The sequence below is a fragment of the Montanilutibacter psychrotolerans genome (genome assembly GCF_003719825.1).
Lineage (GTDB): Bacteria > Pseudomonadota > Gammaproteobacteria > Xanthomonadales > Xanthomonadaceae > Montanilutibacter > Montanilutibacter psychrotolerans.
On the sequence record NZ_RIBS01000010.1, the window covers coordinates 54262 to 66749 of the forward strand.

Below are 12488 nucleotides of genomic sequence, written 5' to 3' on the forward strand. Positions count from 1 at the left end.
GCCCTCAGCACGAATCGCCGAGGTTGCCGATCTCCGAGCCGCCCAGGTGGTTGCCCAGGTACTTCCGGAGCCGCGGCTGCTGCCCTTGCATGACCGGCATGCTGCCTGTCTTTCCGGTCAGCGCATCGGTCCAGGAGATCTCGATGGGCACCAGGACCGTGCCGTACAACTCCCTCGCACTGGCCACGCTGGCCATCACCAACTGCTCCTCGACGCGGTCCTTCTCCGGTGAGCTGGCCCCGCGCACGACATCGATCGAGACCGTATCGCTGGTCCAGCCTCGGCTCGTCGGCGGCAGGTCGTAGTACGCGATCGCCTCGCCATTGGCGGACGGCTCGAACCACGGCTGGAGGGGGCTGGGGTGCGGCGAGGATTTCCGGATGAAACGGATGGTCACGTTCTGCGCATCGGCGTAACCGATGTTGCGGATCCCCAGGAGGACGACCTGCCGCGCGTGCAGTCCCTCTCGCGAGCATGTGTCGCCCGTCATCAGGCCCTTGCGTTCGCGCCATCGCGGAACGGCGATGGTGAACTCGTTGCCCATCTGGGTCGTCGGATAGGAGATGCGTTGGCCCAGGCAGGCCTGATCGGCTCCGCATTGCGACACGTCCAGCGCAAAGCTCTTGGCCAGCGGCGTCGAGAAGCTGATGGCCAGTCGCGCCGCCAGAACGTACTGCTTCTCGGAAACCTCCATGGCCCCCTTGCTGATGTCGAGCTGGCCCTTGGCCACGTCGATGTTGCCCTTGGCCACGTTGAGCTCGGCGATGCTCTTCTGCAGGGCCTGCAGCTTGAGGTTGCCGAAGTAGCCGGCCACCGACAGCATCAATCCGACGCTGACCGAGACGATCGAAACGATCTTGGTCGTGTTGTCGAGCCGCTTCTGCGCGCCGCCGTCGCCCTTGCCCTGGTCGGTGACCGTGTCCTTGTCGCTCATCGTCGCGTCGTCCGTGCTGACCGGCTCCCGCCGCACGGTGTTGCGCGCGCGTCGACGGGCCATTCCGAGTACCCAGGGCAACGGGATCGGCCGGGGTGGCCGGACAGTCCGGCCGGTGCGGCTCCGCTAGACGCATGGCAGGGCTCAGGCCCACGCGCGCGGCCTCACCCGACGCCCGTCAGTCGACGCCTGCAACGGCGACAGCTGGCGCATCAGTGGCGGTGGCGGTGGCGGCATCGCGCCACCAGCGCGTCCCGGTGTGCGGCGAACGCAGGTCCACACGCTCGCCCATGCGCGGCGTCGCCAGCGCGATGCCGCGTGTCCGCGCGAGCGCTTCCACGCGCTCAAACGGCTCGCGCCAATCGTGCATCGCCAGGTCGAACGTGCCGTTGTGCACGGGCAACAACCAGCGCCCACGCAGGTCGACGTGCGCCTGCACGGTCTGTTCGGGCTGCATGTGCACGTACGGCCATTGGGCGTCGTAGGCACCGGTTTCGAGCAGGGTCAGGTCGAACGGGCCGAAGCGCTCGCCGATCTTGCGAAACCCGTCGAAGTAGCCGGTGTCACCGCTGAAGAACACGCGCAGGTCGTTGTCGACGATCACCCAGGAGGCCCACAGCGTCATGTTGCCGTCGGTCATGCCGCGTCCGGAGAAGTGCTGCGCGGGCGTCGCGATGATGCGCAACCCGTCGATGTCAACACCCTCCCACCAATCCAGCTGGCGCACCTTGGCCGGATCCACGCCCCACGCGATCAGGCGATCGCCGACGCCCAACGGGGTGAGGAACACGCCGGCGGTCTTGGCAAGGTGCTGCACGGTGGCGCGATCGAGGTGATCGTAGTGGTCGTGCGACAAGATCACGCCGCGGATCGACGGCAACGCGTCGAGCGCGATCGGCGGCGCATGGAAACGCCGGGGCCCGATCCACTGCAGCGGTGACGCGCGCTCGGCGAACACCGGATCGGTGATCCAGTAGTCGCCGCGCAGCTTCAACAGCACGGTCGAATGGCCAAGGCGAAACAGGCTCCGGTCCGGCGCCGCGTCCAGGTCGGAACGCGTCAGCTCCTGCATCGGCAGCGGCGTCGTCGGCTCGGTGCCGGCCGGCTTGTTGAAGAAGAAGTCCCAGGCAATCCGCAGGCTCTTGCCGAAGCGCTCGGCGGGCTTGGGTGCTGAATTGCGGAATCGCCCGTCGACCTGCTGGGGCGAACCGGTGTAGTCGGCGACGGGACGGGGCAGGGCGGGCAACAGGCAGGCAGTCACGATCAGGGCTCCGGCGGTCAGGCAGACCAAACGTTTCATGGATGGGACTCAGGCAGTGGCGGATCGGGGACCGACCCAAGAACCTACACTACCCAGTGTAGTTCCCAATCACAGGAAAGTACACTGCTCGGTGTAAAATGTTGCCATGACCGTTGCCAGCCCTGCTCCCAACCGCCTGACCGACCGCAAGCGCGCCGCGATCGTCGAGGCGGCGATCGAGGAATTCCGTCTGTCCGGCTACGAGGCGACCAGCATGGACCGCATCGCCGCGAGCGCGGGCGTGTCCAAGCGCACCGTCTACAACCACTTCCCGAGCAAGGAGGTGCTGTTTGCGCAGATCCTCCAGCAGTTGTGGGACCGCAGCGCCGCTGCGGTCGACGTGGCCTACCGTCCCGACCGCCCGTTGCGCGCGCAGTTGCTGGAGCTGATAACGCAGAAGCTTCGCCTGCTCGGCGACGAGGCGTTTGTCTCGCTGGCGCGCGTCGCCATCGCCGCGGGCATCCACTCGCCCGAACGTGCGCAGGAAATGGTCGCCAGGATGGGCGACCGCGAGGAGGGACTGACGCGGTGGATTCGGTCCGCCGCCGCCGACGGCCGACTGACCACGCCCGACCCGGTGTTCGCCTCGCTGCAACTGCAGGGGCTGGTGAAAGCGTTCGCCTTCTGGCCGCAGGTGACGCTGGGCCAGCCACCGCTGACGCCCGATCGTCAGGCGCTGGTGGCCGAATCGGCGACGGATCTGTTCCTGGCCCACTACGGCCGTCAACCGGGCAGCCACTAGCACGCGGTCGGCCGGCGGCGGCTCCGCGCACGCCACCACCGGACCACACTGCGGGACCGCGCTACGGGAGTCGGCCTCGACCGCATTGGCGAGGCCGATCCGTCGGGCGATCAGCGTCCCGCGGCGTCCTTGCGCCCCAGCCACCAGGCCATCGCCGCGCCCGCCAGCAGCCAGCCGATCACCTGCTCGGCGAGTGCGCCCAGGGTGAACGTCAGCGGGAACATGTACCAGTTCCAGTACGGCACGCTGATGGCCAGCCAGCTGAAGAGTCCAGCCGCGCCGGCCACCAGCACGCGACGGCCAAAACTCCACGCGCCCAGCGACAGGATCCACGCCAGGACGGCCGACGCCAGAAGCACGCTGACAAACTGCTTGCCCAGGTTCGGGGCCATGCTGGTCGTCGCCGGATTGCCGTCGGGCTGATACACCACGAAGGCGTAGGCCTTGCCGCGGCTTTCCTCGAGGAACGCCTTCATCGCCGCCTCGTCGCCGTACTTCTCCATCTCCATGCTTGGATACATGTAGACGCCGGGTTCGGTGGCCGACTGGCCGATGGCGTCGAGCACGGCCTCTTGTTGCGGCGGAAACCGGAAGCCGGCCTCGCCGATGGGTAGCGCCATGTGCGCCACCGCACCCCAGATGAACATCACGATGCCACCGATGATCGCCGCGATCGCTATTCGCATGACGCACGCTCCCCGAGTGTGGTGAACCCGCCGCCGAGCTTGCGCCCGGGACGGGGCGACCACAATCCCGGCGTCGGAGGCCTGGGACGAATCGCGCCACAACTTCACCGCCCCCACGCGCGGTACCCGACCGGCGCGGTTGCGTTGCGCGGTTGCGTTGCGCGGTTGCGTTGCGCGGTGGCGATGGGAGGATGGTGGCTTCCTTGCCACACGTGCCAACCCCATGACCTCAGCCGTCGCAATCGCCCACCTGCCCGGCCAGTCCGCCGAGTCCGCCACCGCCGCCCCCAACGCCGGACAGGAAAGAAGGCCGACCCGTCGCGCACACCCGAAACTGCCGGCGATGCCAATCGTGCTGAACGCCCTGCTGCTGGCCAGCCTGGTGGGTTGTGCGACAGGCACCAGCGGCGGCGCGACCGACGGCAGCCCACGCGCGCTGGTGATTGACCAGCCGGTGGCGATCGAAGGCGTGGTGACGCGTGTCGACACCTCACCGATGGCGTACGACGGCAATGCATTGGTGGTTCTCACCAGCCAGGCGCATGGCACGGTGACCGTGCACCTGCCCGCGCGCCGCAACCTGTGCAAGGCGCAGGGCATGGACCTGCTGGACACGCTGCAAGCCGGCGACCGCCTCCGCGTCGACGGCACCGCCACCGGACCGGGTGAAGTCAGCGTCTGCCTGGAGGCCTCGCACCGCCTGCAGCGCGCGGACTGATGGCCCACCGGGCCTCCACCAGGCTTCGAAACTCGCGCCGAATGGAAGGGCTCGTCTCCCGGCGCAGGCGTCGGCATCTGCGGCAGGCACCTGGCGCCCGCGGTTTCCGCGTACTCCGAAACTCTAGTCGGGGAGCCTGGTGCAGACGTCTCCCGTGCAGATCACCCGCAATGGTCCTGCGGTGGTGGTACCGACAACGGTGAAGGTGATGCCCAGGCTCACCACGCGCGCGCGGAAGTTGTTCAAGTTCGATTGCCGCGTGAATTGATAGACAAGGTCGAGATCGCCGACCTCTACCGGAACCTTGTTTCCGTCACTATCGAAGCACTCACTCGAATCCACCTGGAACCCTGTCGGCCCCAGCGAACCGATGCAGTAGGCAGGGAGCGGCCCCGCCGACGCATCCGAGGCCAGCACCACCTTGAACTTCAGGTTGCCAACGAGCTCGACATTGACTTCTGCCCCACTGGTTCCAAACGATGCAGCAAGGTTGCCGATGCGGGCCACGAAGACGTCGTACCCGCTGATCTGATGGGAGATCTTGTGGCGATTTGCGAATACCCATCGACTGACACACGAGGGGCAACTCGCAAGGTCATAGATCGAATCGTAGCCAGTCGATGGCAGTTCGATCGTCCTTCCCGCTACCGGGCTCCCCGACTGGGCAACGACGAGGTACGCGCTTCGAAATGCCTGGAAACTGGATCGCTCCGCCTCGCTTATCCCAATTGGAAAGAAGAACTTCTGCCGCGTTTCGTAGTCAGCGGAGTGACCCCACTTCCGCAACGATCCATTGAGTATGTCCACGACAAACACGGAGAACTCGTCGCCCCACCCCACGTTCTCTGCACGGGCGCGTTGCTCCATTTGCGTCGCATTGCAACCGTCGCAACGGATGATTCGGGACATGTAGCGCGACGTGGACTGGGCTTGCGCCGCTGCCGGATGCGCTGGATTCCACCACAAGAAGATGCAACCAAGTAGAAGTGAAATCCCCTTCATTCAAGGCCCCTCCGACGACGCCCCTGGAACACCCCCCTGAACGCACCGACAGGCGCTGACGCGGGAGCCGCATCAAAGGTTTGCATGAGTCGAAACGACGAGACATCGGATATCTGCTTCCAGCACTCACCGTTTCATCGCGACACTTCATCAGGTTATGGCCCGTCGCGGCATCAGATTTTCCCTACCTGGTAGCGTTCGCAGCCGTTGGCTCGAGAGCGACCGGCGTCCACACAGGGCGAAAATTGTCCGGTTGCCTGACGACCTTGCCGCGCCCGGACCGCCGCTACCTCAAGCCGCTTTTCGCGCAAATGCGATCGGGCCCCTGCGCAGACGGACAGATGAGAGTCTCTTTCGCCATCCGGCCTTCCCGCCATCCAGCAGCCGTGACCGCGATCAACCAACACGTCGATCGCAGGCCACGCGTTGTGTCGCGATTCGGTCACATCACCGCAAAACGGTCGACGCAGACTCCGGTGCTTCATCGACGCTAGCGAGCACGCCATGGTTTCCGAACGCCGTCGCCATTTCCTGAAGCTTTCCGCGACGGCGGCGGCCGGCGCGATGGGGCTGCCGCTGTTTCCGAAGATCATCCGCGACGCGCTGGCCGTGCCGCCGGCGGTGGTCACCGGCACGATCCAGGACGTGCAGCACGTGGTGGTTCTGATGCAGGAGAACCGATCGTTCGACCATTACCTGGGCGCGCTTCGCGGCGTGCGCGGTTTCGACGACCCGCGGCCGATCCCGCTGCCCGGCGGCAAGACGGTCTGGCAGCAACCGCGCATCAAGGGCAGCAACAAGTTCGTGCTGCCCTTCCGCCTGGACACCGACACCACCGGTGCGCAATGCCTTGCCGACATCGACCACAGCTGGAAGGGTTCGCATACGTTGTGGAAGGACTACAACGCGTGGGTGCAGACCAAGAGCGCGTTCTGCATGGGCCACTTCACCCGAGCCGACCTGCCGTTCTACTACGCGCTGGCCGATGCGTTCACCGTCTGCGATGCCTACTACTGCTCGCACCACGGCCCCACCAATCCCAATCGCATGCACCTGTTCACCGGCACCAGCGGCATGACCGTAGGCGACTTCGGTGCGCAGGCGGTGAACAACGCCGACGACGGCAACTGGACGGCGGACATGGCGCGGGATAATCCCAACTTCGCCGGCCACCGCTGGAGCACCTACGCCGAACGCCTGCAGGCGGCCGGCGTGAGCTGGAAGGTCTATCAGGAGCACGACAACTACGGCGACAACTCGCTGGCGTACTTCAAGAACTTCCGCAACCTGGATCGCACCGGCGACCTGTACCGGCGCGGCCGCGACATGGTGCCCGGATCGAACGCGGACAACGCCGCCACCTCGCGCGGCGAGCACCTGGTCGCCGCCTTCGCCCGCGATGTGCAGCAGGGCACGCTGCCGCAGGTGTCGTGGCTGGTCGCGCCCTACATCATGAGCGAGCACCCCGCCGCCACGCCGGCCTATGGTGAGTCGCTGACCGCACGCCTGCTGGCGGCCCTGGCCGCCAATCCCGCGGTGTGGTCGCGCACGGTCTTCATCGTGAACTACGACGAGAACGGCGGGTTCTTCGACCACGCCGCACCGCACCTTCCTGCCATCAATGCCAACCTGGGCAAGAGCACCGTCGACACCAGCACCGAGAACTACAACGGCGTGCCGGTGGGACTGGGCGTGCGCGTGCCGATGTTCGTGATCTCGCCGTGGAGCAAGGGCGGCTGGGTCAACTCGCAGGTGTTCGACCACACCTCGGTGCTGCGCTTTCTCGAGCAGCGCTTCGGCGTGATGGAGCCCAACATCAGCTCCTGGCGCCGCGCGGTCTGTGGCGATCTCACCAGCACGCTCGAGTTTGCCGATCCCGACACCGCCTGGCCGGCCCTGCCGGACATGCGCGACCGCATCGGCCAGGCCGACGCAACCTGCCGGCTTGCCGCCCCGCGCGTGCCCTCCCAGCAGACGATGCCACGCCAGGAGCCCGGCCAGCGTCCCGCATGTGCCCTGCCCTACGCGCTGCAGGTCCGCGGCCACGTGGACATCGCGGCGGGCCGGTTCTGGCTGGACTTCTTCAACACCGGCAGTGCCGGCGCCGGCTTCAACGTGTACTCGGGCAACCGCAGCGACGGCCCGTGGTTCTACACCGTCGAAGCCGGAAAATCCCTGTCGGACTACTGGAGTGCGGTGTCGGTCACTGCCGGCAAGTACGACCTGCGCGCCTTCGGCCCGAACGGTTTCCTGCGCGAATTCAAGGGCGACGTGCTGCTGGCCGGTGCCGGACGCGCTCAACCGGAAGTTGAATCGATCTACGACCCGGCCGGCGGTCGCATCATCCTGCGCCTGCGTAACACAGGCGCCGTCGCCTGCACGCTCACCGTCAGCGCCAACCGCTACAGCGCGGCCGGCGCCCGCACGTACGCGCTGGCCGCGGGCGCCAGCCTGGATGACGCCTGGCCCATCGCCGGCGTCGGCCATTGGTACGACCTGAGCGTGACGTCGAATTCCGATGCCGGCTACCTGCGCCGCCTCGCCGGTCACGTCGAAACCGGTCTGGCCAGCATCAGCGATCCGGCCATCGGCGCCGGCGTGGAGCACAGCGTCGCGCACACCGCCCTCGTCGATTCGGCGGTGCCGGTGACGTCGATGACCTAGCCGGGTCGGTGAGACACGTCCGTCCCGGCATGCGGATCCATGAAGCAATCCCGCATGCCGGGACAGCGCGCCCTCCCAAGGCAACTGCTACCGCGTCCCTTCGCCACTCATCGCCTTGTCGTGGCCGGACTGCATTTCGTTTCTGGTCAGGCTGCCATCGCCATCGCCGTCCATCTTGGCGAACATCGATTTCGAACCGGCAACGTGCTCGTCACGCGACACCATGCCGTCACCGTTGCTGTCGATGGTCTTGATCTTGTCGGCTGAGGACATTCGCTTGTCGCTCTTCAACGCCGCGTGCGCCGCATCCATCTCGGCTGCGGTGACGCTGCCGTTGCCGTCGGTATCCATCGTGGCGAACATGCTGCTGGCGCCCGCCGCGTGTTCGTCGGCACTGACGGCGCCGCTGCCGTCCTTGTCCATCATCGCGAAGTGGTCCGCGACGCCGCCCGAACCGTCCGTGGCGGTGGTGGGTTCGGGCTCCGGCTGCGTCGCAACGGGCTCAGCCGCGACAACCGGGGAAGTCGGCGGCGCTGTGTCGTCCGTCCGATCGTAGTTGCAGCCAACCACCCCGGTCAGCGCAAGCGACAACGCGACAATCAGCGCACCGGGCGCGGCCTGTGTGCGGTTCATGACCGATCTCCTGGTTCGAACGGCCCGAAGCGTGCACCCGACTGGGTTACGCAGCCGTCAATCCGACTTTCTCGCAGTCGTCACGCGCCGCTGCCCGTCTGTGCCAGCGATGGCGGCGATGCCCGCCCCGCACGCGGCCGACAGCCGACGTTATGCTCGCCAAAACCCAACGGAGCGTCGTCGTGCGAGAGCTGTACCCGGAGATCGAGCCCTACCGCACCCACCGTTTCGCCGCCGACGCGCTGCATGAGCTGCACGTGGAGGAATGCGGCAATCCAGACGGCCTGCCCGTCGTCTTCCTGCACGGCGGCCCAGGTGCAGGGGTCTCGGCCTATCACCGTCGATTTTTCGATCCCGCGCGCTACCGCATCGTGCTGTTCGACCAGCGCGGCGCCGGCAAGTCCACGCCGCATGCGGAACTGCGCGACAACACCACCTGGCATCTGGTCGACGACATCGAAGCGATCCGCAAGCACTTCGGCATCCAGCGCTGGGTGGTGTTCGGCGGGTCGTGGGGTTCGACGCTGGCCCTGGCCTACGCGCAAACCCATCCCGAGCGCGTGATGGGGCTGGTGTTGCGCGGCATCTTCCTGGGCCGCCCGGGCGAACTGCGTTGGTTCAACGAAGCCGACGGCGGGGCCGCCTGGATATTCCCCGAACGCTGGGCGCACTACCTGCAGCACATCCCGGAGCAGGAGCACGACAACCTGACCGAGGCCTACTGGCGCCGGCTCAACAGCGAGGACCCCGATGTGCGGCTCGCTGCCGCGATGGCCTGGGGCGAGTGGGAAGGGGGCAGTACCACCCTGGTGCACGACCCCAACGAACCGGGCAACTTCGAGGACCCGAAGGTGGCCGTCAGCGTGGCACGCGCCGAGGCGCATTACTTCCGCAATCGCGTCTTCCTCGAACCCGACCAGTTGCTGCGCGACGTCGGTCGCATCCGCCACATCCCGGCCACCATCGTGCAGGGACGCTACGACATCATCTGCCCGATGAAGAGCGCCTTCGACCTGGCCAACGCCTGGCCCGAAGCCGACTTCCGCGTGGTGCAGGCCGGCCACAGCGCCGCCGACCCCGCCATCGTCGATGCGCTGGTGCAGGCCACGGACGCGCTGGCCGATCGCTTCGGCTGAGGCATGCGGTGGATGTGTGGGCGGGCACCGAAAGGATTGCCCGCCCGCACGCCAATCACGGCGCCGCGGGTTACCAGATCAGATCGTCGGGAACCTGGAACTGCTGGTAGTAGGCATCGTCATCTCCCGACGCGTTGCCCGGTGCATTGCCCGGCGCGCCGACGCCGTGGTCGAGCACGATCATCGACGCATCGCGTGCGCGCACCTTGTCGGCGGCGGCGCGCGGGATCAGTTCGTAGCCCTGGTCGTGGCGCACGATGACCAGCGCGCCACTGGCCAGCTGGGCACGCAGTGCCGCATTGACCAGCAGGTTCTTGATGCGGCCCTCGTCGTTGAAGCTGTAGGCGATCTCGCCTTCACGACGCACCTTGTTGGTCTCGACGATCTGTCGCACCTGGGCGCGCAGTTCCTGCGCGCGCGCCTGCGCGTTGCGTTCGGCCGACAGCGCGCGATCACGCTCGGCCCGCTCGACGCGCAGCCGCTCGGTCTCGAGCTGCTCGGCGCTTGGCGGCGGTGGCGCCTTGCCCTGGCGCGCCTTCTCCTGCTCTCGCGCCACCTTGGCGACCTTGGCCTTGTTGACCAGGCCGGCCTTGAGCAGCTGTTCCTGCAGGGGATTTCGCATACGTGTCCGGATCTGGTGCGGGGCGCGGGTAGCGCCGCGGGGGGAAGCGCAGGTTACCCGTCCAGCCCGCGGCTGTCCGCCCCAGCGCACCGCCGCCGGCGAACCAAGCGGAACGCGCCGATAGAGGTTAGGTTTCCGGTCACGACCTCCATGCACGCGCCATGCCTTCCAAGACAACCGTGTCCCTGATCCTCCTCGCCGCAGTCGCGGCGGTCGTCGGCTACCACGTCTGGCCAAACCCGCCGTCGCAGGGGGCCGACACCGGGATACGACCGCCCGGGTCGGCGGCGCCTCCCGAGCCCACGCGAGGAGCATCGGCCCACCCGCTTCCCGCGACCATCGTCGAAACGGCGCACTACACCATCGCTTCCACGGCGACGCCGGAGCGGACCGAGCGCGTGGCCAAGGCTGCCGAGAGCCTCTATGACGCCTACGTGGCGTTCTTCGGCGACAGCCTGAATGCCCGAGGCAATTCACCGCGGTTGCAGTTGGTTCTCTACAGGGACCGCAAGCAATTCAAGGCCCATAACCGCAGCAGCCCCTGGGCCGAGGCCTACTACCTGCCCCCAGCGTCGCATGCGTACTTCGATGACAGCCGGCCCAACCCGTATCACTGGATGGTCCACGAGGCCACGCACCAGTTGAACCGCGAAGTGGCGAATCTGTCGCAGGCCCCCTGGATCAACGAAGGCGTGGCGACCTACTTCAACGCCAGCCGTATCCAGGACGGAAAGCTGCAGCCCGGCATCGTGGATACCAACACCTACCCGATCTGGTGGCTGTCGACGATGAAACTGAGCGGGAACCGCGAAGAGGACATCCGCGCCGGCCGGATCATCCCGTTGCGCAAGCTGATCGCCAGCGGCCGCGTCGACATCGGCGGCAACGTCAACCTGCACTACATCGAGTTCTGGAGCCTGACCCACTTCCTGTTGCACCACGACAACGGGCGCTTCGCCGGCAAGTACCGCGAGCTCATGAAGACCGCCGGAACGCTGGACGACGCCGAACGCCTGCTGGGGCCCATCGAGCAGTTGGAATCGCCGTGGTACGAGCATCTGCGCCAGCAGATTGGTCAACTCACCGACGGCCCGCAGGACGATGCCAGCGACGTCAGGTGGGTCAGCCCGTCCTGAGCACCGCCGACCGGGATCCGAATGGCGCGCCGGATGGAATGCCCCCCGCGCGATAGGCCAGCGGCCCGGGGAGGGCCCGTGCCGAAGCGGCCAACAGGTTCCCGACAGCGTCCAGCCGACGAACGGCGCCGACCAGACGCCCCGCCCGAACCAGCCAAATCCGCGTGAAACCCAAGGCAGGCTTACTCACAGCGCGTTTGCATGTTGCGATCCACGCTTGAACTTGTGCACTGCCGGTTGCTGCCGGTGCGGGCCACGATTGCCGTTCCCCCTCTCGTGGGTTCGCCGCCGAGCCAGGAAGTGCACGGCCGGCGTTGGCTCACCGACGGTCCACGGACCGTCGCGGCATCGTAAGGACACGTCCCGCGTCCGGCCCGGACGGAACGGTCCCGCCAGGAAGGCACCGGGCTAAGGGTCCGCACGCTGCCCCAATCGCGAGCACGGTGATCTGGACAGCTCGAATCCATGGAGGAGTCGAATGGACACCGTCCACCACGATCAGCGCCACGGGCCTGGCTGGAAAGCCAACGTTGCCCTGCTACTAGCCGTCCTGGCGGTGGGCGTCCTGCCCGCGCTGGGCGCGTCCCGCCGCGCTGAAACCGCCAACGGCGCCCGCCAGGTGTCCAGCAGCGCCTACATCGATTTCCGCATCGTCATTCCCGAGCGGGTGCCACTGGGAAGCCGCGAGCTGCCGCTGTCCCTTTCCCTGCCGGAAGACCACAGCAGCGACCACCGGCCGAACGATGCGACCAGGACCACCGTCATCCACGACAAGCGCCTGTCCCGCTACCCGATCCACCGGATCGAACAACGCTCGTCAGACCGGGCCGTGGTGACGTACGTGAGCCTGTAGCCGCGGGTTGGGCGGAACGCACGGGGCCGTGTCGGGTCGAGCGGGAAGCGAGCTCACTCCGG

General features: G+C 67.0%; 12 protein-coding genes. 6 read left to right on the forward strand and 6 right to left on the reverse strand.

Annotated elements, in window-relative coordinates; translation table 11 throughout:
* Positions 1-4: 4 nt before the first annotated feature.
* Together EER27_RS15555 and EER27_RS15560 are read right to left on the reverse strand one after the other, a co-directional pair.
* Entirely contained in the window at positions 5-934 is a 930-nt protein-coding gene (locus tag EER27_RS15555; protein ID WP_148041050.1) for a hypothetical protein, read from the reverse strand.
* A 178-nt stretch (positions 935-1112) separates the two neighbouring features.
* Positions 1113-2234 carry an MBL fold metallo-hydrolase gene (locus EER27_RS15560; protein WP_123089062.1) on the reverse strand — a complete coding sequence of 374 codons (1122 nt, stop codon included), beginning with the start codon at positions 2232-2234 and terminating at the stop codon, positions 1113-1115.
* Positions 2235-2340: 106 nt separating this feature from the next.
* Between EER27_RS15560 and EER27_RS15565 the strand changes: the two genes are divergently transcribed.
* On the forward strand, positions 2341-2976 hold the full coding sequence (locus EER27_RS15565) for a TetR/AcrR family transcriptional regulator (protein WP_123089063.1): 636 nt from the start codon (positions 2341-2343) through the stop codon (positions 2974-2976).
* A gap of 110 nt (positions 2977-3086) precedes the next feature.
* Here EER27_RS15565 and EER27_RS15570 read toward each other — a convergent pair whose 3' ends face one another.
* Complete coding sequence (locus EER27_RS15570; RefSeq protein WP_123089064.1) at positions 3087-3662, reverse strand: hypothetical protein; 576 nt, start codon at positions 3660-3662, stop codon at positions 3087-3089.
* Between the two features lie 223 nt (positions 3663-3885).
* On the opposite strand from EER27_RS15570, the gene EER27_RS15575 reads away from it, so the two are divergent.
* Positions 3886-4380 (forward strand): hypothetical protein, encoded by a 495-nt coding sequence (locus tag EER27_RS15575; RefSeq protein WP_148041051.1) that lies wholly within the window; start codon positions 3886-3888, stop codon positions 4378-4380.
* Between the two features lie 123 nt (positions 4381-4503).
* Here EER27_RS15575 and EER27_RS15580 read toward each other — a convergent pair whose 3' ends face one another.
* A complete protein-coding gene (locus tag EER27_RS15580; protein WP_148041052.1) occupies positions 4504-5382 on the reverse strand; it encodes a hypothetical protein in 879 nt (292 codons plus the stop codon).
* A 504-nt stretch (positions 5383-5886) separates the two neighbouring features.
* Between EER27_RS15580 and EER27_RS15585 the strand changes: the two genes are divergently transcribed.
* On the forward strand, positions 5887-8046 hold the full coding sequence (locus tag EER27_RS15585) for a phosphocholine-specific phospholipase C (protein WP_123089067.1): 2160 nt from the start codon (positions 5887-5889) through the stop codon (positions 8044-8046).
* An 87-nt stretch (positions 8047-8133) separates the two neighbouring features.
* Here the strand turns inward: EER27_RS15585 and EER27_RS15590 are convergent, their stop codons facing one another.
* The gene (locus EER27_RS15590; protein WP_123089068.1) at positions 8134-8679 is read right to left on the reverse strand and encodes an EF-hand domain-containing protein; all 546 of its coding nucleotides are present in this window, start codon (positions 8677-8679) and stop codon (positions 8134-8136) included.
* 182 nt (positions 8680-8861) lie between these two features.
* Here EER27_RS15590 and pip point away from each other — a divergent pair, with 182 nt between their 5' ends.
* A complete protein-coding gene (pip, locus tag EER27_RS15595; RefSeq protein WP_123089090.1) occupies positions 8862-9815 on the forward strand; it encodes a prolyl aminopeptidase in 954 nt (317 codons plus the stop codon).
* A gap of 70 nt (positions 9816-9885) precedes the next feature.
* Here pip and EER27_RS15600 read toward each other — a convergent pair whose 3' ends face one another.
* Entirely contained in the window at positions 9886-10437 is a 552-nt protein-coding gene (locus tag EER27_RS15600; RefSeq protein ID WP_123089069.1) for a DUF2058 domain-containing protein, read from the reverse strand.
* A gap of 161 nt (positions 10438-10598) precedes the next feature.
* Here EER27_RS15600 and EER27_RS15605 point away from each other — a divergent pair, with 161 nt between their 5' ends.
* Together EER27_RS15605 and EER27_RS15610 are read left to right on the forward strand one after the other, a co-directional pair.
* The gene (locus tag EER27_RS15605) at positions 10599-11573 is read left to right on the forward strand and encodes a DUF1570 domain-containing protein (RefSeq protein ID WP_123089070.1); all 975 of its coding nucleotides are present in this window, start codon (positions 10599-10601) and stop codon (positions 11571-11573) included.
* Between the two features lie 478 nt (positions 11574-12051).
* Positions 12052-12426, forward strand: a complete 375-nt coding sequence (locus EER27_RS15610) for a hypothetical protein (protein ID WP_123089071.1) — start codon at positions 12052-12054, stop codon at positions 12424-12426.
* The last annotated feature ends 62 nt before the right edge of the window (positions 12427-12488 follow it).

What these genes read in the sequence shown, in the direction of transcription:
- EER27_RS15555 (WP_148041050.1), bottom strand. Translation starts at nt 934, where the DNA reads ATGAGCGACAAGGACACGGTCACCGACCAGGGCAAGGGCGACGGCGGC.
- EER27_RS15560 (WP_123089062.1), bottom strand. Translation starts at nt 2,234, where the DNA reads ATGAAACGTTTGGTCTGCCTGACCGCCGGAGCCCTGATCGTGACTGCC.
- EER27_RS15565 (WP_123089063.1), top strand. Translation starts at nt 2,341, where the DNA reads ATGACCGTTGCCAGCCCTGCTCCCAACCGCCTGACCGACCGCAAGCGC.
- EER27_RS15570 (WP_123089064.1), bottom strand. Translation starts at nt 3,662, where the DNA reads ATGCGAATAGCGATCGCGGCGATCATCGGTGGCATCGTGATGTTCATC.
- EER27_RS15575 (WP_148041051.1), top strand. Translation starts at nt 3,886, where the DNA reads ATGACCTCAGCCGTCGCAATCGCCCACCTGCCCGGCCAGTCCGCCGAG.
- EER27_RS15580 (WP_148041052.1), bottom strand. Translation starts at nt 5,382, where the DNA reads ATGAAGGGGATTTCACTTCTACTTGGTTGCATCTTCTTGTGGTGGAAT.
- EER27_RS15585 (WP_123089067.1), top strand. Translation starts at nt 5,887, where the DNA reads ATGGTTTCCGAACGCCGTCGCCATTTCCTGAAGCTTTCCGCGACGGCG.
- EER27_RS15590 (WP_123089068.1), bottom strand. Translation starts at nt 8,679, where the DNA reads ATGAACCGCACACAGGCCGCGCCCGGTGCGCTGATTGTCGCGTTGTCG.
- EER27_RS15600 (WP_123089069.1), bottom strand. Translation starts at nt 10,437, where the DNA reads ATGCGAAATCCCCTGCAGGAACAGCTGCTCAAGGCCGGCCTGGTCAAC.
- EER27_RS15605 (WP_123089070.1), top strand. Translation starts at nt 10,599, where the DNA reads ATGCCTTCCAAGACAACCGTGTCCCTGATCCTCCTCGCCGCAGTCGCG.
- EER27_RS15610 (WP_123089071.1), top strand. Translation starts at nt 12,052, where the DNA reads ATGGACACCGTCCACCACGATCAGCGCCACGGGCCTGGCTGGAAAGCC.